Annotated in this window: 18 protein-coding genes; 10 read left to right on the top strand and 8 right to left on the bottom strand. The window is 61.3% G+C overall.

The window, feature by feature from the left end; genetic code table 11:
- Nucleotides 1-259: 259 nt before the first annotated feature.
- Entirely contained in the window at nt 260-1,345 is a 1,086-nt protein-coding gene (ychF, locus tag MHX52_RS06605; protein WP_239317238.1) for a redox-regulated ATPase YchF, read from the bottom strand.
- A 321-nt stretch (nt 1,346-1,666) separates the two neighbouring features.
- Here ychF and MHX52_RS06610 point away from each other — a divergent pair, with 321 nt between their 5' ends.
- From MHX52_RS06610 to MHX52_RS06625, 4 genes are all read left to right on the top strand, one after another.
- The gene (locus tag MHX52_RS06610; RefSeq protein WP_070488222.1) at nt 1,667-3,331 is read left to right on the top strand and encodes a sodium-dependent transporter; all 1,665 of its coding nucleotides are present in this window, start codon (nt 1,667-1,669) and stop codon (nt 3,329-3,331) included.
- On the top strand, nt 3,328-3,507 hold the full coding sequence (gene metS / locus MHX52_RS06615; protein ID WP_035005767.1) for a methionine/alanine import NSS transporter subunit MetS: 180 nt from the start codon (nt 3,328-3,330) through the stop codon (nt 3,505-3,507). The genes MHX52_RS06610 and metS overlap by 4 nt, the downstream gene beginning before the upstream one ends.
- A gap of 72 nt (nt 3,508-3,579) precedes the next feature.
- Nucleotides 3,580-5,397, top strand: coding sequence for an AI-2E family transporter (locus MHX52_RS06620; protein ID WP_239317241.1), 1,818 nt, complete (start codon nt 3,580-3,582; stop codon nt 5,395-5,397).
- Between the two features lie 27 nt (nt 5,398-5,424).
- Nucleotides 5,425-6,357: a DUF6542 domain-containing protein gene (locus MHX52_RS06625; RefSeq protein WP_239317244.1), complete on the top strand. Its 933-nt coding sequence runs from the start codon at nt 5,425-5,427 to the stop codon at nt 6,355-6,357.
- A gap of 47 nt (nt 6,358-6,404) precedes the next feature.
- Here MHX52_RS06625 and MHX52_RS06630 read toward each other — a convergent pair whose 3' ends face one another.
- The gene (locus tag MHX52_RS06630; protein ID WP_035005773.1) at nt 6,405-7,391 is read right to left on the bottom strand and encodes a 4-hydroxy-3-methylbut-2-enyl diphosphate reductase; all 987 of its coding nucleotides are present in this window, start codon (nt 7,389-7,391) and stop codon (nt 6,405-6,407) included.
- Nucleotides 7,392-7,511: 120 nt separating this feature from the next.
- Here MHX52_RS06630 and xseA point away from each other — a divergent pair, with 120 nt between their 5' ends.
- Nucleotides 7,512-8,804, top strand: a complete 1,293-nt coding sequence (gene xseA / locus MHX52_RS06635) for an exodeoxyribonuclease VII large subunit (protein ID WP_239317246.1) — start codon at nt 7,512-7,514, stop codon at nt 8,802-8,804.
- A gap of 4 nt (nt 8,805-8,808) precedes the next feature.
- On the top strand, nt 8,809-9,096 hold the full coding sequence (locus MHX52_RS06640) for an exodeoxyribonuclease VII small subunit (protein WP_239317248.1): 288 nt from the start codon (nt 8,809-8,811) through the stop codon (nt 9,094-9,096).
- On the opposite strand, the gene MHX52_RS06645 is transcribed toward MHX52_RS06640, so the two are convergent.
- A complete protein-coding gene (locus MHX52_RS06645; RefSeq protein WP_035005780.1) occupies nt 9,093-9,674 on the bottom strand; it encodes a DUF4245 domain-containing protein in 582 nt (193 codons plus the stop codon). The genes MHX52_RS06640 and MHX52_RS06645 overlap by 4 nt on opposite strands.
- Nucleotides 9,675-9,865: 191 nt before the next feature.
- Between MHX52_RS06645 and glpX the strand changes: the two genes are divergently transcribed.
- Nucleotides 9,866-10,897, top strand: coding sequence for a class II fructose-bisphosphatase (gene glpX / locus MHX52_RS06650; RefSeq protein WP_034964419.1), 1,032 nt, complete (start codon nt 9,866-9,868; stop codon nt 10,895-10,897).
- A gap of 176 nt (nt 10,898-11,073) precedes the next feature.
- Nucleotides 11,074-12,477 (top strand): class II fumarate hydratase, encoded by a 1,404-nt coding sequence (locus MHX52_RS06655; RefSeq protein WP_049049125.1) that lies wholly within the window; start codon nt 11,074-11,076, stop codon nt 12,475-12,477.
- A gap of 7 nt (nt 12,478-12,484) precedes the next feature.
- Here MHX52_RS06655 and MHX52_RS06660 read toward each other — a convergent pair whose 3' ends face one another.
- Nucleotides 12,485-12,661 carry a hypothetical protein gene (locus MHX52_RS06660; protein WP_239317250.1) on the bottom strand — a complete coding sequence of 59 codons (177 nt, stop codon included), beginning with the start codon at nt 12,659-12,661 and terminating at the stop codon, nt 12,485-12,487.
- Nucleotides 12,662-13,650: 989 nt separating this feature from the next.
- Here MHX52_RS06660 and MHX52_RS06665 point away from each other — a divergent pair.
- Together MHX52_RS06665 and MHX52_RS06670 are read left to right on the top strand one after the other, a co-directional pair.
- The gene (locus tag MHX52_RS06665; protein WP_239317252.1) at nt 13,651-14,382 is read left to right on the top strand and encodes a TetR/AcrR family transcriptional regulator; all 732 of its coding nucleotides are present in this window, start codon (nt 13,651-13,653) and stop codon (nt 14,380-14,382) included.
- The gene (locus MHX52_RS06670) at nt 14,379-15,968 is read left to right on the top strand and encodes an MDR family MFS transporter (protein ID WP_239317254.1); all 1,590 of its coding nucleotides are present in this window, start codon (nt 14,379-14,381) and stop codon (nt 15,966-15,968) included. Before MHX52_RS06665 ends, MHX52_RS06670 begins: the two co-directional genes overlap by 4 nt.
- A 95-nt stretch (nt 15,969-16,063) precedes the next feature.
- On the opposite strand, the gene MHX52_RS06675 is transcribed toward MHX52_RS06670, so the two are convergent.
- The 4 genes from MHX52_RS06675 to MHX52_RS06690 form a co-directional block, all read right to left on the bottom strand.
- The gene (locus MHX52_RS06675) at nt 16,064-16,801 is read right to left on the bottom strand and encodes a GNAT family N-acetyltransferase (RefSeq protein ID WP_239317256.1); all 738 of its coding nucleotides are present in this window, start codon (nt 16,799-16,801) and stop codon (nt 16,064-16,066) included.
- A 63-nt stretch (nt 16,802-16,864) separates the two neighbouring features.
- Nucleotides 16,865-18,256: a PhoH family protein gene (locus tag MHX52_RS06680; protein WP_035005789.1), complete on the bottom strand. Its 1,392-nt coding sequence runs from the start codon at nt 18,254-18,256 to the stop codon at nt 16,865-16,867.
- Nucleotides 18,257-18,510: 254 nt separating this feature from the next.
- The gene (locus tag MHX52_RS06685; protein WP_239317258.1) at nt 18,511-19,176 is read right to left on the bottom strand and encodes an LGFP repeat-containing protein; all 666 of its coding nucleotides are present in this window, start codon (nt 19,174-19,176) and stop codon (nt 18,511-18,513) included.
- 132 nt (nt 19,177-19,308) lie between these two features.
- A complete protein-coding gene (locus tag MHX52_RS06690; protein ID WP_239317260.1) occupies nt 19,309-20,016 on the bottom strand; it encodes a LysR substrate-binding domain-containing protein in 708 nt (235 codons plus the stop codon).
- Nucleotides 20,017-20,025 lie beyond the last annotated feature (9 nt).

The following is a 20,025-nucleotide window of genomic DNA, read 5'->3' on the forward strand; positions in this document are numbered from 1 at the left end:
ATGATCGCGTCGATTTCGCCGCGTTCAAAGGACGCCACCATGGCGTCGTAGTCGGGGCGAGCCACATTCTTCTTTGACGCGGAAATGGACTGATCGACGTAGTTATGTCCTATGTCCAACGCGCAAGCCACGCTGCTTTGCAATGGCTTCACAGTCCTGACGCTGCAGGTCGATGGTGCGGCCATCCACCTCAGCGTCTCGTGAGATACGACGGCAAATAGGAGCGCGTGTTGTCAAACGCTATTAATACGGCCCTTAGCTACACATTGAACTTAAATTCCACCACGTCGCCGTCGACCATCACGTAGTCCTTGCCTTCCTGGCGAACCTTGCCGTGGGCGCGGGCCTCCGCCATGGAACCGAGCTCGTCCAGGTCCTCAAAGGCCACGATCTCGGCCTTAATGAAGCCCTTCTCGAAGTCCGTGTGGATCACGCCGGCCGCCTGCGGAGCAGTGTCACCCTTGTGGATCGTCCACGCACGAGCCTCCTTCGGCCCAGCAGTCAGGTAAGTCTGCAGCCCCAGCGTTGCAAAGCCAGCCTTTGCCAGCGTCTGCAGCCCCGGCTCGGTCTGCCCGACGGATTCCAGCAGTTCAGCCGCCTCCTCGTCGTCCAGCTCCAGCAGGTCCGCCTCCGTCGCGGCGTCCAGGAACACGCAGTCCGCAGGAGCCACCAGCTCGCGCAGCTCCGCCTTCTTATCCTCGTCGGTCAGCACAGACTCATCGGAGTTGAACACGTACAGGAACGGCTTGGCCGTCAGGAAGTGCAGGTCGCGCACAGTTGCCAGGTCGATCTCCCCCTGCGCCGCGGCACTCGACAGCGTGCGGCTATCCTCCAGGATCTCCTGCGCCTTCTTAGCCCCCTCGACCTGCTCGGCCAGATCCTTGTTCTTGCGCGCTTCCTTTTCCAGGCGCGGCAGAGCCTTCTCCACCGTCTGCAGGTCGGCCAGGATCAGCTCCGTCTCAATGACGGAAATGTCGCTGGCGGGGTCCACTCGACCGTCAACGTGGATCACGTTGTCGTCGGAGAATGCACGCACCACCTGGCAGATCGCGTCCGCCTCGCGGATGTTCGCCAGGAAGGCATTACCCATACCCTCGCCGTCGGAAGCACCCTTCACGATGCCGGCGATGTCCACGAAGGAGACTGTCGCGGGCAGGATGCGCTCAGATTCAAAGATCTCCGCCAGGCGCGTCAGGCGCGGGTCCGGCAGCTCCACCAGCCCCACGTTGGGCTCAATGGTTGCGAACGGGTAGTTCGCAGCCAGAACATCGTTGCGGGTCAGGGCGTTAAACAGCGTGGACTTGCCCACGTTGGGCAGGCCAACAATTCCAAGAGTAAGAGTCACGTGCCCCATCCTATCGCCCGGCCGTCGCTGCCTCCAATGCGCCCTTTCTATTGCCTCTATTGCCATACTTATTGTTTCTTTTTGACGCCCACCGCTGCCCACCTATGGACGTCCCAGTTACCCCCAGACACCCCAAAGAAACTACCCCCATCTCTTCATCGGTTAGTCAATCTCGGAAAAGAATTGTGGAAACCCACTATCAGAACCTTTCAACGGTCATATAGTGAATGCACCTTAGAAAACCTTGAGGCTTTACCACCCATTAAGCCTCTTCTGTTAACTCTTCGCCTTGCGAGATGCCTGCTAGAAAGTTGCACCTCAATGACCACTTCATCTTCCTCGCCTGAAGCCAGTCCCCGTCAGAGACGAGAAACATTCAACACCCGCCTCGTGTTTATCATGGCCGCAATCGGCTCCGCGGTCGGCCTGGGTAACATTTGGCGCTTCCCCTACGTCGCCTACGAAAACGGCGGCGGCGCCTTCCTGATTCCCTACCTGGTTGCACTACTCACCGCGGGCATTCCACTACTGTGGTTCGACCTCGCCATGGGCCACCGCTTCCGCGGTTCCACTCCCCTGACATTCCGCCGTACCAGCAAGTACGCCGAGCCGATCGGTTGGCTGAAGGTGGGCGTGAACTTTTTCATTGCGGTCTACTACGCTGCCATCATCGCCTGGGCGGGCCTCTTCACCTGGAAGTCCATTGGCAAGACGTGGGGTGAAGACGCAGAGTCTTACTTCATGAGCGACTTCCTGAAGGTTGACGATTCCTCCGCCTGGACAGGCGACTTCGTCATCCCGATTCTGCTGGTCATGGCCGCAGTATGGGTGGTCTGTATCTTCACCCTTGCCCGCGGGATCAACGAGGGTATCGGCCGCGTCACCATGTTCTTCGTACCGGTGCTGATCGTCCTTTTCGTCGTTATGGTGGTCCGAGCCCTATTCCTCGAAGGTTCCGCCGACGGCCTGAACACGTTCTTCACCCCGGACTGGAGCGTCCTGTCCGATACCTCCGTATGGATCGCCGCTTACGGTCAGATTTTCTTCTCCCTGTCCATCGGCTTCGGCATCATGATTACCTATGCGTCTTACCTCAAGCCGCGCACGAACCTCACCGGCACCGGTATGGTGACGGCCTTCGCCAACTCCTCCTTCGAAGTTCTGGCCGGCATCGGCGTGTTCGCCACCCTGGGCTTCATGGCTGCACAGTCGGGCACCTCCGTCGAGGAATCTGTCTCCGGCGGCATCGGCCTGGCATTCATCGCCTTCCCGACCATCATCAATGAAATGCCAGCCGGGCCCCTGTTCGGCGTGCTGTTCTTCGGCTCCCTGTTCCTGGCTGGTATTACGTCGCTGATCTCCATCATGGAGGTCGTTATCTCCGCCGTGAAGGACAAGCTAAACCTGACCCGTGAGGTCGCCTCCATCACCATCGGTGGCGTCATGGCCGTCGTCTCCTGCCTGCTGTTCTCCACCACGTCTGGTCTGATCACCCTGGACATCATGGACAAGTTCACCAACAACCTGGGCATCGTGATCTGTGCCGTCGCCGCGGTTCTGAGCATTGGCTGGATCCAGGGGCGCCGTAACGAGATGGCGCAGCACCTCAACGCTGTTTCGGAGCTGCGCCTGGGTGTTGTGTGGCAGGCCTGCGTGTTCGCCATCACCCCTGCGGTGCTGCTGTACTTCCTGTTCGAGGAGATCCGTACTCTCCTCTCCGAAGGCTACGAGGGATACGCATCCGGGACGATCTTCGCTTACGGCTGGTTGGTGCTCATCATCATCGGCCTCGGCGCGGTGGTATGGAGCTTCGTGCCTTTCCGCGGCAACCTGTTCCTCGATGGTCTGCCGAGTTCGGACTACGGCGTGCCTCCAAAGGGTCGGCCGAGTGGCACTCCGAACCCGCTCGTCAATGGCGCTGCCACCGCCGCTACTTCTGCCACCGGCTCTAACAATGGCCCTAACAATGGAAAGGAACTGTCATGACCGGCCCCGCAATTCTCCTGATGGCCCTGTTCATTATCGTGATCTGGGGTGGGCTCGTTGCAGCGATTCTTATGCTCGCGAAAACGGATGACGCCACCACCGGCGAGCTGGGATCCGCACCCGGCACGGACAACGAGTCTCTACTCCAGGTGAACACATCCTCCGCGGCGCGTTAAGCCGCTGATAAACACGCCCCGGGGTGCGTCATAAACTCCCGTTTTGGACCTGCGTGAGGCAGAATAGGGAGAATGAACTCCCAGAACCCCCACGACAGGTCCTTTCCTCGTAAGGATGGCCGTGATTTTGCAGACTTTATCGCGGGTTCCCATCGAATGGATACGGAAAACATCCCAATACCGGGCGACGATAGAGACGAAGAGCGCCTCGGCCATGGCCAATTCGCTGACGAACCGCAGGCAGCCAAGCACCCAACCGTAAGCCCCGACTCCCCCGAGGCCGAGCTGGTCGAGGACAAGCGAGCAGAAACTGCCCCCACCGTGGAGGAAAAGGGGGACTCCTACGTCCAGGAGCGCAACACCGCCCGCGCCACGACAGGAACGGAAAAGCCGTTGACCAAAGATCACGAACCGGACGGGGAAACGGAAACCGACGACCGCCCTGGGCTTCGCTCGCACGCGGCAAAGGTTAAGAAGAAGGCTAAGAAGCCTGCTCAGAAGTCTCCCATCGATGAAGAGCTAAACCCTGAACTGCGCGACCGCGCGGAGGTCATCGGCACCACAGGTCGCTGGTTTGCGGGCTGGTGCTTGCGTTTCATCATCATCGCCGCAGCGCTGTATCTGGGATTCCAAGTGTTCGGCAAGCTCTGGGCCGGCATCTTGCCGGTCTGCCTGTCGGTGATCGTATGTACCGTGCTGTGGCCGGTCGTGCGTCTGCTCCGCAAGTTGAAAATCCCCAACAGCTTGGCTGTGCTGATTTCTATCCTGGGCTTCTTCGCCCTCATCATCGGCACCTTCGCCGCCATCGCACCTAGTGCCGTGGAACAGGGCAAAACGATCGTCAACCAGGCCAGCGACGGCATCGGCCGGATCCAGGACTGGCTGCAAGGACCTCCCGTGAACTTGCAGGAAAGCCAGTTCAACGATGGTGTCCAGCAGATCACCGATTGGCTACAGAACAAGTCCGGCGACATCGCAACAAGCATTGCCGCCTTCGGCACGGAGACCGCCTCCCTGCTGGTCACTCTCTTCGTGATGCTGGTGCTGACGTTCTTCTTCCTGAAGGACGGAGAGAACTTCCTGCCGATGCTGCGCCGCGTGACGGGCCGCCGCGTCGGCTGGCACCTGACCGAGGTCCTGACTCGCTGCTGGAACACCCTGGGCGGCTTCATCCGCACCCAGGCCATCGTGTCCGCCATCGACGCTATCTTCATCGGCCTGGGCCTCGTCCTGCTGAACGTGCCGCTGGCCGGCCCGCTGGCTATCCTGACGTTCTTCGGCGGCTTCATCCCCATGGTCGGTGCATTCGTCGCAGGTGCTCTGTCCGTGTTGATCGCGCTGGTGGCAGTCGACTTCAACACCGCCGTTATGGCACTGCTCCTGGTCATTGCCGTCCAGCAGCTAGAGGGCAACATCCTGCAGCCGGTGCTGCAGTCCCGCGCGATGAACGTTCACCCTGTCATCATCCTGCTCTCCGTCACCCTGGGCTCCACCCTCTTCGGCATCATCGGTGCCTTCCTGGCCGTGCCGTGCGCCGCTATGATCGCCGTGATCCTGCGTTACATGGGCGACCTGACGGACCTCGCCACGGGCGAGAAAACCTCCCAGGACATCGAATTTGCTACCACCGCCGGTTCCCTCACAGGCGAACAGTCGGAACGTGCCGCCCAACGCTGGCAGGAGCTGCGTAAGGCCATGATGCTGAACAGCTCCGATAAGACTGATTCCGCCGAGTCCTCCAAAGCCACGACCACCGCGGCGGTCAGCGACGCTCCTACGGAGACGGCAGCAGACGCAGACGAGGGGGCGTCATCCCTCAGCGACAAGAGAGCACAGATCCGCGGTAAGGTGCAGTCAATTTATAAGTCCCTCCGTGGCAATAACGAGTAGAGCAAGCCGAAGAAGTAGCATTACCCCGTGACCGAAAGCAGCCGACACAGAAGCAATAGCCGCACCGCACACCGAGGCGTACGCAGCCGCGGCCTGGCTGAGGTGACGCACGATGATTCACCGGCGCACTGGTTCCCCGTCTGGGCGCCTGCACTGGTGATGCTGGCCATTGTTTTCACCGGCCTTGTGCTCGCCAATGGTGATAGAACGATCCCGACTCTTTTCTTCGGTCTTTTCGCCGTCGGCATGATTGCCTCTACCATCTTCGTCGAGCCACGCGGACTGTTCATTACCGTGGCTTCGTTCCCGCTGTTCTACCTGTTCGGGTCTCTGCTGATTGGCTGGTTCAGTTCCGGTAGGGCGACGATTGCCAGCCGGAAGACGAAGGTCATCACCTCTATTTACCCCGCCATCGAGCACTACCTGTGGCTGCTGATCCCCTTCCTCGTCGCGCTGGGCATCGCGATTTTCCGCTGGTGGAACTTCCGCGAGTCCCTCACCCGCAAGGCCGCGAAGCTGGAGATGCAGCGCCGTCGTCGCAGCGAATCCGACCGCAGCAACATTGAGACCTACGGTCGCGCACAGGAGCGTTCGCATGCTCGGAGCCACGCGCGCAGAAGTACTCGTTCTTCTGATGACGCCCCCAGCTACGAACCGCGGAAGCGTTCAGAGCGGACGACACAGCGTATTACCCGCATCTCGCGGGGCGGGGATTCGGTTCCTGCCCCCTATCAGGAGCGCGCCGCCAGAAGCTTGGATAGGGATTCCGACAGGAGTTTCGATAGGGACGAGGAGTTCCTGCGGTTCGAAGAACGCTCCGGCAGCGATGACGTCCGTTCTAGCGCCAAGCGGGTAACCCGCAGCTCTGAAGAATTGCGCGAGAACGCTCAGCGCCGCCGGGTCCCCTTCCCGGAGCGGCGCATGTCCCCCAAGCGCTACCTCGATGACGAGCGCGACTAAACAGACGGGGGCTAGTTCTACCCCCCTTTGGCGATTTACATCGCGTTTTACTTCTGGGTGCGCGGCGGACGCAGCTCGCGTGGCAGGGAGAAGATCAGATCCTCCGTGGCGGTGGTGACTTCCTCCACTTCGCCATAGCCCTTCTCCGCCAGCAGCTCCAGCACACCGCGAACGAGGATCTCCGGCACCGATGCGCCTGAGGTCACGCCGACGTGCGTCACGCCATCCAGCCAAGCGGGATCGACCTGCTCCGCGTAGTCCACCAGGTGGGCATCCTGCGCGCCGTGCTGCAGGGCTACCTCTACCAGGCGCTTGGAGTTGGAGGAGTTCTGCGAACCGACCACGATCATGAGCTCCACCTTCGGCGCAATGGCCTTAACCGCTACCTGGCGGTTCTGGGTGGCGTAGCAGATGTCATCGGACGGCGGATCCTGGATGTGCGGGAACTTCTCGCGCAGCAGCTTCACGGTGGTCATGGTCTCGTCCACGCTCAGGGTGGTCTGGGAGAGCCACACCAGCTTCGTGCCCTCCGGGAAGTCCAGCGCATTCACGTCGTCCTCGCCGTCGACCAGGTGGACAACATCCGGGGCTTCACCCGCGGTGCCCTCGACCTCTTCGTGGCCGTGGTGGCCGATCAGGATGATCTGGTATCCCTGCTTAGCGAAGCGCGTGACCTCGTGGTGAACCTTGGTGACGAGCGGGCACGTGGCGTCAAAAGTCTTCAGCTCGAGCTGGCGGGCCTCCTCGTGCACCGCGGGCGATACACCGTGCGCCGAGAACACCACGTTGGAGCCGCGAGGGACCTCCGAGGTCTCGTCGACGAAGATCACGCCGCGATCCTCGAAAGTCTTCACAACGTGCTTGTTGTGCACGATCTCCTTGCGCACGTACAGCGGTGCACCGTGCTTTTCCAAAGCCTTCTCGACGGACTCGACGGCACGATCGACTCCGGCGCAGTAACCGCGCGGGGCAGCTAGATAAACCTTTTTAGTATCGGCAGTTGCCTCGGTAGTTGGGGTAGTCATGTGCCCCATCGTAATGGAAGTACCTGACAGTGCCCATCCCCTGCCCATCCCCTGCCCTTGCACTGCTCACCCACTGGTCATCCATTGGTCATCCGTTGGTGTCCGAGCCGTCATTTAGAATGCTTAACCATGAGCGTTCCAAACTCCCCTGAGGCCCCGTGGGCGGTCGGGCAGCTAAACGACCAGGTGAAGAACTGGATCCAAAGGCTGGGGTTCATCTGGGTCGAAGGCCAGGTCACGCAGGTAAACATGAAGAGCACCTGGCGGTTTTCCTACATCACCCTGCGCGATGTGAACCTGGAAGCTTCGGTCTCCCTGACCGTGGAAACGAGCGCGCTGAAGAACCTGGCCACTCCAGTAAAGGACGGCGACCGCATTGTCGTACACGGCAAGCCGTCGTTCTATTCCAAGCGCGGCAGCTTTTCCCTGTGGGTCACGGAAATCCGGCAGGTCGGTATCGGCCAGCTGCTCGCACAGATCGAACAGTTGAAGAAGGCCATGTTTGCCGAAGGCCTTTTCGACCCCCGCCTGAAGGCTCCCCTGCCCTTCCTGCCCACCACCGTGGGATTGATTACCGGCCGTGGTTCGGCGGCGGAGCGGGACGTGATGGAGGTGGCCAAACGCCGCTGGCCCGCAGTGCACTTTCGGGTGATTAACACCGCTGTCCAAGGCCCGAAGACGGTTCCGCAGGTCGTCGACGCTCTGCAAGAACTGGAGCGGGACCCGGCGGTCGACGTAATCATCGTCGCCCGTGGCGGCGGTTCGGTGGAAGACCTGCTGCCGTTCTCCGAAGAAGCGCTGGTGCGCGAGGTATCCCGACTGCGGACCCCGGTGGTTTCGGCCATCGGGCACGAGCCGGACAATCCCCTGCTGGACTACGTGGCCGACGTCCGCGCGGCCACTCCCACAGATGCGGCCAAGACGGTTGTCCCGGATGTGGTTCAGGAGCTGCGAATCATCAGCGAAGCACGCCAGCGCGGCGCCGGTGCCCTGCGCAACTGGGTGGCGCACGAACGCAAGGGGCTGGCTCAGATCCGCACCCGGCCCGTGATGGCGGACCCCAGCCTGCCGGTCACCCGCCAGAAAGACATCATCGCGGAGGCTCTGCAGCGCAAGGATCGCGCGCTCGGCGTGCATGTCCGCTCGCTGCGCTCCTCCATCGAGTCGCTGAAGGCGCAGGTCAATGCCCTGGGGCCGTCCCAGACCCTTGCGCGTGGCTATTCCATCGTGCAGGTCATTCCGCGCGACAAATCTGGAGCCCAGGTGGTCACCACGGTGGATCAAGTTAATCCCGGTTCGCAGCTGCGCATCCGTGTCCCCGACGGATCCATCACGGCCGCGGCGATGGGTGTGCAGGCGGCGCCTGGGGGCGTCATAAATAAGAACAGCAGCAAGACAGACAGCAGCACAGGAGAGGCATAAAACGATGGCGGACAACACCAATAACGGCACCAACAACACCAACAATGGCGAGCAGCAGAAGTTTCGCCCGCTCGACCAGCTGAGCTACGAGCAGGCACGCGATGAACTGGTGGAGGTCGTGAAGATCCTCGAGCTCGGGCAGATGAGCCTCGACGAGTCGCTGAACTACTGGGAACGCGGCGAGGAACTGGCCGCATACTGCGAGGACTACCTCAACGGCGCGTCCAAGCGCATCGAGCAGGCGCTACAGCAGCGCGAGGCACGCAACGCCGAGGCGCAGAACGAGGGCTAGCGTGCGTCGGTGACGTCAATTGGCTGCGTCGCAGCGATCTTCTCCGCGGCAGTGCGAGTCTGCTCGTGGGAGGCCATCGCCTCAATAGCCAAGCGCACATCCCCCAGGTCAGCAACCCACAGCGGGCGAGCATCCTCGCCGGTGAAGACGTGCCACTCGACATCCCCCGTGGTCTCCGTGCCAGTCTCTTCCCGCACGGAATCATCAGGCTTGGAGGCGGCCTTAAAGTCGGCTCCGGTTTGAGTCAAGGAAATGTAGTTCTCCCCGTTAATAACCCAACCGACCAGGCTCGACGGTTCGCCGCCGACCATCACGCGGCGGGCGGAATTGGCCACCCAGCCTTCCGGCATCTCCGGGTTACGGATGGGGAAATCGAAAGTGCGGGCATCCATCTGCAGCACAGTATCCGCATCGACCTCCTGCACAGGACCCGATCGATCAGCCTCTCCAGGGTTAAAGGAGCACAGGCCCGTGAACCCGACCGTCAGGAACATGGCAACCAACAGCACCACCAGGGAAAGCACAATGTCCTTGGTGGATTGAAACGCACGGGGTTTTTGAATCTGCACGCCCGCCATTATCGCATTGCCTCCGCTGGCCTGGCCAAATCAACCCTAGGTTGGGATGGGCTTAACCCTGGGTTGGGCTGGACGGCGAAACTTAAGGCGCAGCATCAGACAGCGTCCGGGGTAAATGAGGCACAATGGAAGAAGAGTGGAAACAATTACCTATCAGCCACCAATCAGCAACAGAAAAGAGCTTGAAGATCATGTCTACTGAGCACATCCCTGCTGTCTCCCCCAACCCGGAGGCTCCGGACCGCAACCTGGCGATGGAGCTGGTCCGCGTGACGGAAGCCGCCGCCCTCGCCTCCGGCAAGTGGGTTGGCCGTGGACAGAAAGAATCCGGTGACGGCGCGGCCGTGGATGCGATGCGCCAGATGATCAACTCCGTGGAAATGGACGGCGTTGTCGTGATCGGCGAGGGCGAGAAGGACGAAGCCCCTATGCTGTTCAACGGCGAGCAGGTCGGCACCGGCAACGGCCCGGCAGTGGACATCGCCGTCGACCCGGTCGACGGCACCACCCTGATGGCCGAAGGCCGCCCGAACGCCATCTCCGTGATCGCCGCCGCCGAGCGCGGATCCATGTACGACCCGTCTGCTGTGTTCTACATGAAGAAGATCGCCGTTGGCCCGGAGGCCGTGGGCAAGGTGGACATCGACGCTCCAGTCGCTGACAACATCAACGCCGTGGCCAAGGCCAAGGGCACTGTCCCGGGCGACATCACCGTCGTCGTGCTGGACCGCCCACGCCACGAGGATCTGATCCGCGAGATCCGCGAGGCCGGCGCGAAGGTCCGCCTGATTGGCGACGGCGACGTTGCAGGTGCCGTGGCAACCGCCCAGGACACCGCCACCAACTCCGTGGACATCATGATGGGCATCGGCGGCACCCCGGAGGGCGTTATCGCCGCCGCTGCTATGAAGTGCATGGGCGGCGAGATCCAGGGCAAGCTGTGGCCGAAGGACGAGGCTGAACGCCAGAAGGCCCTGGACGCAGGCCACGACCTCGACCGTGTGCTGACCACCAACGACCTGGTGAACTCCGAGCACTGCTACTTCGTCGCCACCGGCGTGACCAACGGCGATATGGTGCGCGGTGTCTCCTACCACCAGAACTCCGCCACCACCCGTTCCCTGGTCATGCGCTCTCGCTCCGGCACGATCCGCTTCATCGAGTCGCAGCACCAGCTGGCGAAGCTGCAGTCCTACTCCGTGCTGGATTACACCCGTAACTAGCCCTTTTTATGACGCCCCCACGCCGCCGCCGCGCAGCAGGCCTTTTAGGTAGATTGGGCGGTGTCCGTGCGGGGCACGAAAGACTATCCGCTTTCCCACGGTTCCCGACTTTGAGCCCTTCGGTGGGTTCGGAGCGGGAGGCGTCAAAAAGCTAAGAAGATAAAGGTGATGAAAGAATGACCGAGCAAGAATTCCGCATTGAACACGACACGATGGGCGAGGTTAAGGTTCCCGCGAAGGCTCTGTGGCGTGCGCAGACGCAGCGTGCCGTGGAGAACTTCCCGATCTCCGACCGTCCGCTGGAGTCCGCACAGATCCGCGCGATGGGTCTGCTGAAGGCGGCCTGCGCGCAGGTAAACAAGGACCGTGGCCTGCTGACCGACGAGCAGGCGGATGCCATCATCTCCGCCGCCAAGGAAATCGGCGAGGGCAAGCACGACGCTGAGTTCCCGATCGACGTGTTCCAGACCGGCTCCGGTACCTCTTCCAATATGAACACCAACGAGGTCATCGCCTCCATCGCCAAGAACAACGGCGTGGAGATCCACCCGAACGACCACGTAAACATGGGCCAGTCCTCCAACGACACGTTCCCGACTGCTACCCACGTGGCCGCAACCCAGGCTGCCGTCAACGACCTGATCCCGGGCCTGAAGGTGCTGCAGGAGTCTCTGGCAAAGAAGGCCAAGGAGTGGGAGACGGTCGTGAAGTCCGGCCGCACCCACCTGATGGATGCCGTCCCGGTAACCCTGGGCCAGGAGTTCTCCGGCTACGCCCGCCAGATCGAGGCAGGCATCGAGCGCGTTGAGGCCACCCTGCCCCGCCTGGGTGAGCTGCCGATCGGCGGTACCGCAGTCGGCACCGGCCTGAACACCCCGGCTGACTTCGGCGCGAACGTTACCGCCGAGCTGGTGAAGCTGACCGGCGTGGAGCAGCTGCGTGAGGCAGAGAACCACTTCGAGGCGCAGGCTAACCGCGATGGCCTGGTTGAGTTCTCCGGTGCTATGCGCACCATCGCTGTCTCCCTGAACAAGATCGCCAACGACATCCGCTGGATGGGCTCCGGCCCGCTGACCGGCCTGGGCGAGATCCACCTGCCGGACCTGCAGCCGGGCTCCTCCATCATGCCGGGCAAGGTCAACCCGGTTCTGTGTGAGACTGCAACCCAGGTCGCTGCACAGGTCATCGGTAACGACGCTGCCGTTGCCTTCGGCGGTTCCCAGGGTGCGTTCGAGCTGAACGTGTACATCCCAATGATGGCCCGCAACGTGCTGGAGTCTGCGAAGCTGCTGGCCAACACCGCCCGCGTTTTCGCAGAGAAGCTGGTCGACGGCATCGAGCCGAACGAGGAGCGTATGCGCACTCTGGCTGAGTCCTCCCCGTCCATCGTCACCCCGCTGAACTCTGCTATTGGCTACGAGGCTGCGGCGAAGGTTGCTAAGACTGCTCTGAAGGAAGGCAAGACCATCCGTCAGACTGTTATCGACCTGGGCTTTGTCGACGGCGAGAAGCTGACCGAGGAGGAGCTGGATAAGCGTCTCGACGTCCTGGCTATGGCAAACACCGACCGCGACAAGTAGGCGAAAACTAAGTACTGACGCTGTTGCGGGGCCAGCCGGCTAGTTGGCTGGCCACACTTGCTTCTGCGGCGCTGGCTCGGGTGGCCACACTTGCCGGGTCATCCTGGCTGGCCGCACTTGCCGGGTCATCCTGGCTGGCCGCACTTGCCGGGTCATCCTGGCTGGCCGCACTTGCCGGGGTCATCCTGGCTGGCCTACAAGCTGGGCCGACACACCCGCTGTTGTTCTCCGAAGGCACTAGTAGTCATTAGTGCTACTAGTAGGCACTGGCCACCGTCTTTGGAGGAGCGACAGCGGGTTTTCCTATGTCTGACCGCGGCCAGCCCCGCCTGCACCTTTCCTGTCCCTCCGCCTTACTTCCATCCCGGCCTCTTCTGCCCCTTTTAGCTCCCTTTTAGCTGCCCTTTTAGCTCCCATAAGGCCAAAATGTCGTTAGAACGGGAATACGCACGGCGCCGCAGCCGACTCCGGAAAATCAAAACCCTCTGACCTGGGCTTTTACTTTACTGGAATTTGATCCCATTAACGGATTCCCGTTCTAGCGACATTCAGCCTCTCCAGCACCGACCAATACCCACTATCTGCCGTCACGTCGTCAACCAACCACTATCCTTCAGAAGCTATTGGTCACACCAACACCACACGTTTCATAGATGTCGGAAAAGTTGCAAAACGCCTCCCTTCCAAAATCAGCACCTTCCACAACACCCCCGTGACCTGCACTTTTACACTATTGGAAATCTACCCCAACAAGGTTGTGCAACTTTTCCGACATTTACCCAACCGGAGTGCAACTTTTCCGACAGTTACACCTCCGCAATGGAACTTTGTGACCACGCGAACAACCGCGTACCCACCCACACTCCCAGTCGCAGCACTCCACTCGCAACACCAGTCTCAGCACCTCCACCTGCAAAGCCAGTCGCAGCGCCTCCACCCACAGCGAAGACAGTTAACCACCGCACACCAGGCAAACCCGTATGAAGAATCACACAAACTTTGCACTAGATACAACTTTGCACTGGGTGTAACTTTGTTCGAGTGATGCATTCGAACCGCTCCGATCCCCCAGCTCCCCCAGAGTCCACGGAGCCCACGGAACCCACGGACCACACAACTCCCCCAGACCCCACGGAACCTCCAGCTCCCCCAGAGCCCACAGATCCCCCAACCATGGGACTGCGCGAGCGCAAACGCCTGGAGACCAGGTTAAGGATCGAGGACGAGGCCACTCGCCTCTTCCTCGATCGTTCCTTCGATGGAGTCACCCTGGAGGAAATCTGCGAAGCAGCGGACATCAGCCGCCGCACCTTCTTCAACTACTTCTCATCCAAGGAACACGTTGCGGTCGGCAAACAACCCCCGTTGCTCACCGAAGACGACTTCAACAAACTCGAAAGCTTCTCCCCGGCACGGGGCAGCCTGCCTCAATACCTCTACGCCATGCTGACCAAGAAGCGCATCGAGGAGGCCAAGAAGTCGGACAATGCCAACCTCGATCCGGAACTGGCGGAGTCGATAAGGTGGCGTCGTTCCCAAATAATAAAGAGATTCCCCAGCCTGGCACTTGCGAAGCTCGCCAGCTACGAAAAGCTACGCAGCGACCTCGCCGAAGCGGTGTGCAAGAACCTCGAAGGCCACCCGGGCAACCGCAGCACCGACATGGAGGCGATGGAGGAAGCGCACCTCATCGTCACCGCGGCAACAACGGTGCAATGGGCCGCAGCAACCTCAGCCACACGGCGCGGCAGAACCCTGAACAGCACAAAGGACTTTGACGTTGCTTTAACCGGGCTACGGCAAGTCTTCAGTGCCATCGAACCGGCCACCCTCAAGCCGTCAACAGTCTCAACCGCAGAAAACATCTCGCAGAAAGCACAAAAATCCAAGGAGAACCGCCCATGAAAGATACTCGCGAAGAAGCCGCAGCAGCCAAGGCGCGGCTCGACGCGGCGGAAAAGCAGCGCCAGGAAAACCACAACAACGTCCCCCTAGTCTTCGGCTGCCTGATGCTCGGCATGCTGATGTCTTCCCTGGGGCAGATGATCTTCTCCACCGCACTGCCCACCCTCGTCGGCGAGCTCGGCGGCGCCAACAAGATGAGCTGGGTCATCACCAGCTTCCTGCTGACCATGACCATCGGCATGCCCGTCTACGGCAAACTGGGTGACCAGATGGGTCGTAAGCCGCTGTACCTGGTGGCGGTAACCCTGTTCCTGGTCGGCTCCGTCCTGGGCGCGCTGGCGCAGAGCATGGACATGATGATCGTCGCCCGCGGAGTGCAGGGCCTCGGCGCCGGCGGCCTGATGATCGGCGCGCAGGCCATCATCGCCGACGTGGTTCCCGCCCGCGATCGAGGCCGCTACATGGGCATCATGGGCGCCGTCTTCGGTCTGAGCTCCGTGCTGGGGCCGCTGCTGGGTGGCTTCTTCACAGACGGCCCCGGCTGGCGTTGGGCGCTGTGGTTCAACGTGCCACTGGCTGTGATCACCATCCTGATGGTCTTCTTCAACCTCCAGCTGCCGAAGCGCGGCTCGGGCGCCCGCCTGGACGTCCCCGGCACGGTTCTGATGGCTGGGGCCACTAGCTCGCTGATTCTGCTACTCACCTGGGGTGGCCGCGATTATGCCTGGTCCAGCCCGGTCATCATCGGCTTGGGCATCGCAGCGGCCGTGTTGGCCACACTGTTCGTGCTGGTGGAACGCAAGGCGGAGGTCCCGCTGATCCCGATGGAGCTGTTCACCGTTCGCAACTTCGTGGTCACTACTGCGGCGGGCACGATCACGGGTGTGGTCATGTTTGGCGTGCTGGCTTACATGCCGACGTACATCCAGATGGTTCACGGCATGACCCCCACCAAGGCCGGCCTAATGATGATCCCGATGATGGCCGGCATGATCGTCACCGCCACCGCCTCCGGCCAGTACGTGTCCCGCACAGGCCGCTACAAGTGGTTCCCCGTCGCGGGTCTGCTCGTCGCCGCCACGGCGGTTGGTCTTATGGGGCTTTTTGACGCCCACGATTCCCTCGTGCACCTCGGTCTTGTCTTGGCCCTGATGGGTGTTGGCCTGGGGCTTTCGATGCAGATCCTGGTGCTGATCGTGCAGAACTCTTTCCCGATTTCGATGGTGGGCACTGCGACGGCTTCGAATAACTTCTTCCGCCAGATTGGCGGTACGGCTGGCTCAGCTATCATCGGCTCGCTGTTCACCCACCGCGTGGCGGATCTCATGGGCCAGCGGGTGCCCGGCGCGCTGCAGGAGCTGGGTCCGCAGGGGGCTGAGTTCGCCAAGGACTTCCAGGGCGGCGGCAGTGCGCGACTAACCCCGGAGATCGTCGATACGCTGCCTGGCCCGTTGCATGACGCGATCACTACCTCGTATAACGACGCCCTCGTCCCAGTTCTCGGGGCTATGGCGCCGGTGGCCGTGTTGGCTGCGCTGATTCTGGTCTTGGTACGTCAGGACACCCTGAAGGAGACCATCGAGTAGTCCCCGTTGGGATTCCATACAACGCAGAAAGGCGACCGCGCTAATGCGGTCGCCTTTTGATATGCCTGAGCTCGCTCGGGAGCGAATGTGCAAAGTTACTCGGACTTCTCTGCCGATCCCTCAGCGTTGCCATCGTCGGAGCGCTCCAGGTTTTCCTGGTAGTACTTCCAGGCCGGGCCACCCTCAAGGATCTTCTCCATCACCATGTTGTGGCGCCACGTGCCCTTCTTCGGCCCGTAGTTCATGTGGGACATGCAGTGGAATACGCCCACTTCCTCGAATCCTCGGGAGACGTGCAGCCGCACGGAGCCCTCGTTCTCCGGGAAAATGCTGGAGTGCATCGCCCAGTGGCCCTGCTCGGCGGCGTCCTTGAGCAGCCTATCGAGCAGGCTGCCGGCCACACCCTTGCCTGCGGCATCCTTGTGGACGTAGATCGAGTCCTCCAGCACTCCGTCGAACACGTCACGGTGGCTGGCGGATGTGGCGGTGATCCACCCCAGGATCTTCTCCCCCTCCTCGCCCAGCCCTGCGGCTGCGGCGGCTGCGGGATCCGTGTCAATGGCAACGAAAGAGAGCTCGGGCAGGCGGTGGCGCATAAAGTCTTCCCACGCTTCGGGCGCGTTTTCCTCAAAGGTCGCCTCGCCCGTATCCATACCGGTCTGCAGGATCTTCTGGACTTGCGGATAGTCCTTCTCCTCCATCAGGCGGATGGAGATTGCCTGCTTGGCACTGTTCTGGGCGTTGTTGCCAGCGTTGCTATCTGCAGCGCTCCCTGCAGTGTTCACAGAGTTCCCAGTATTCGCAGTGTTCCCTGCGGTGTTCGCGGAAGTCATGGAAGAAATTGTGCCCTAAGACCCATCATTTACGCCACCTGGCTGCCGGCAGCTGTGAGCGAACTATCCTTTTTCCAGCAGGTTCGTCACCAGTTCAGCGATCGCGGAGCGCTCGGATCGGGTCAGCGTGACGTGTGCGAACAGCGGATTGTTCTTCAGCTTCTCAATTACTGCCTGAATGCCGTCGTGGCGGCCCACGCGCAGGTTATCGCGCTGCGCAACGTCGTGGGTCAGAACGACGCGGGAGTTTCGCCCCAGGCGCGAGAGCACGGTCAGCAGGACGTTGCGCTCGAGCGACTGGGCTTCGTCCACAATGACGAAACTGTCGTTCAGGCTGCGGCCGCGGATGTGCGTCAGCGGGAGCACCTCCAGCAGCCCGCGGGCGTCGATCTCCTCCAGCACATTGTCGCTGACCACCCCTTCCAGGGTGTCGTACACAGCCTGCGCCCAGGGGTTCATCTTCTCCGTCTCGCTACCGGGTAGATAGCCCAAGTCCTGGCCACCGACGGCATACAGAGGGCGGAAAACGACGATGCGCTTGTGTTCACCGCGTTCCAGCACTGCCTCCAACCCGGCGCACAGTGCCAGAGCGGACTTGCCGGTACCGGCGGAGCCGCCGAGGCTTACGATGCCAACCTCGTTATCCAGCAGCAGGTCCAGCGCCACGCGCTGCTGGGCGCTGCGCCCCCGGATTCCAAAAGCTTCCAGGTCGGTGGGGACCTGGCGCACCATGCCGTCGCCCATCGAGCGTGCCAGAACGGACTGGCTACCCGCGGTCAGCTGCAGACCGCAGTGGATCGGCAGCTCGTCAACCTCGTCACCGTCTACCGTCAGGGCGCCGGAGATGTCGGCCTCCCCCACGTCGTACAGCTCGTCGATGATGCTGGAGGGCACCTCCGCGCGGGCCATGCCGTTGTATCCGGTGAGCACAACGTCCTGGGCGTGGTATTCGTCGGCGTCCAGACCAACGGCACCGGCCTTCACGCGCAGCGGCACGTCCTTCGTAACCAGTGTGACGTTGTGCCCCTCGGCCCGCAGGTTCAAAGCGCAAGCCAGGATGCGGTGGTCGTTTTGCTCTCCGCGCAGACCCGTAGGCAACACGGACTGGTCAACGTGGTTCAGCTCCACCTGGACGGTGCCGCCGTCTTCGTTGACGATGCTGGGCATGTCCAGCCGGCCGTGCTCCTGACGGAAGTCTTCGAGCATGCGCAGGGCCTGCCGGGCGAACCATCCGAGTTCCGGATGGTGGCGCTTGCCCTCTAGCTCACTGATGACGACAACGGGGAGGATGATGCGGTGTTCCGCAAACTTGATGAGTGCCCAGGGATCGGATAGCAACACCGAGGTGTCAAGGACATAGGTGCGTAGGCCGAGCTCTGCGTCGGAATGCGCGTTGAGAGCCTGTTCTGCCTGAAAGTTCTGATGTGCCTGATCGGTGGGCGCGGCGGAAGTCATGGAGGTGGTGCTCCTTGTAAGGGATTATGAGTCGATCAACCCGGACGTTCCACGCCGCAAAAGCTACGCTTTACATCCGGGAAACGGATGAGGTGGGTAGTTGTTACTTGCTTCGGACATCCTCGACGCTAGGCGCACCGCATGGAAATTACATTGTTGTCAGATGAACTCTGGGTAAACATAGAAAGCCCCAGGCTTCGGGGCATTTCCTGCCCCTCACCTGGGGTTATCAAGTTCTACTTGAAGGTTAGAGCTTAGCGCTTCTCGATGGTCTCGGTGTACTGACCGGACTCATCCTTTGCCCACGTGATGGTGCCGTTTTCGAAGGACTGGGTCCAGCCGTTAGCTGCGTCGCCCTTCTCCGGAGCGGTCGGCAGGCCCAGCTCATTGTCCAGACCGCCACCGTTGTTCCAGGTCTCGCCGATCTTGCCGATCAGCGGAACTGCACCGTGGTCCTTGGAGTTAGCGATCCAACCCTTCTCGAAGGTTGCCAGGGAGCCGTTCTCGCCCTCGGTGAACTCGGCCAACTTACCGAAGGAACCGGACTCGCCGCCCTCGTTATCCCAAGCGGTCTTGACGTCCTTCGGCAGCTCAACCTCTTCACCGCTAGCGGTCTGGACCTTCTCGGTCTCTCCCTCGGCATCGGCGCCCTCTGTGCCTTCAGCGTCAGCGTTCTCGGAGCCCTCAGCGTCAGCACCCTCAGAGCCCTCGGCCTCGGACTCGCCGCCCTCGCCTTCACCGGCCTTAGCGGTAGCGGAGTCGGCAGCCTCGCCTGCCTTCTCGGTGGCGGAGTTAGCTGCGTCGCCAGCCTTGTCCTTGGCGTCCTCTGCATCGTCAGAGCACGCAGCAACGCCGAATACCAGGGATGCGCCTGCAGCCAGTGCCACTGCGGAACGACGGAAACGCTTGTTGGAGTTCATTACTAATACCTTTCTGTCAGTTCTTTTTCCGCTCTCGCTTTTCGCAAAAGCGCTACCCCTCCAGTCGTAATAGCCCTCCAGCGAAGAATGCACGCCCTGTTTAGGATTTTTAATCCAATCGAAATCAATCCTTTATTTTCGCCGCGCGCCTTGGGAGGTCTTTTTCTTCCCTCTTTTCTTTGTTTTATCTGCACTTTTATTGACGCCACCACGTCCCTGTTTAGCCACCTGTCGCGAACTGCTCGCGGTGCGCCCTTTACATATTCCGACGAAGTCCTGGATGACGTCACTGTCAGATTCGGTGAGCCACATAAGGGCAACACGGGTGCGGGGGCACGTGGTGGCGTCAATCCCTAAAAGATCCCGATGCACCACCCCGCGCTGGTTAATAGCCCGCAGCAAGGGGCGCGGCGCGACGGCGATACCAACGTTTGCGGCAACAACCTGCAGGGCTTCGCGCAGAGCTGCCACATCATCCCAGCCGGTAGGCGGGGTGACGTACATGAGTTTCTCGTCGGCCAGCTCCCGGAAGTTGATGGAATCCACGACCTTGACGGGATGCTCCTTGGGGGCGGCAACGCCGATCTGCTCCTCGTAGAGGGCAACCTCGTGCATGTCGGCCGGGCGTTCGAACCCCTCCGCCGGGAGGCGAACCAATGCAACATCCGCCTGGCCTGCGCGAATATAGGGCAACGGATCGTCGGTGCCCGCGCTGGCGATCTTCCACCCGGGAACCCGCTCGTCGAAGCGCCGGAACCATTTGTCCGGCTGCACACCCGTGCTAAAGACAACTTTTAGGTGCTGGCGCGGCTTCGCGGCGCGGTTTTGCTGAGTGGGCATGGCACCAAT

The organism is Corynebacterium sp. ACRQJ, assembly GCF_022346045.1.
Classification (GTDB): Bacteria; Actinomycetota; Actinomycetes; order Mycobacteriales; family Mycobacteriaceae; genus Corynebacterium; species Corynebacterium evansiae.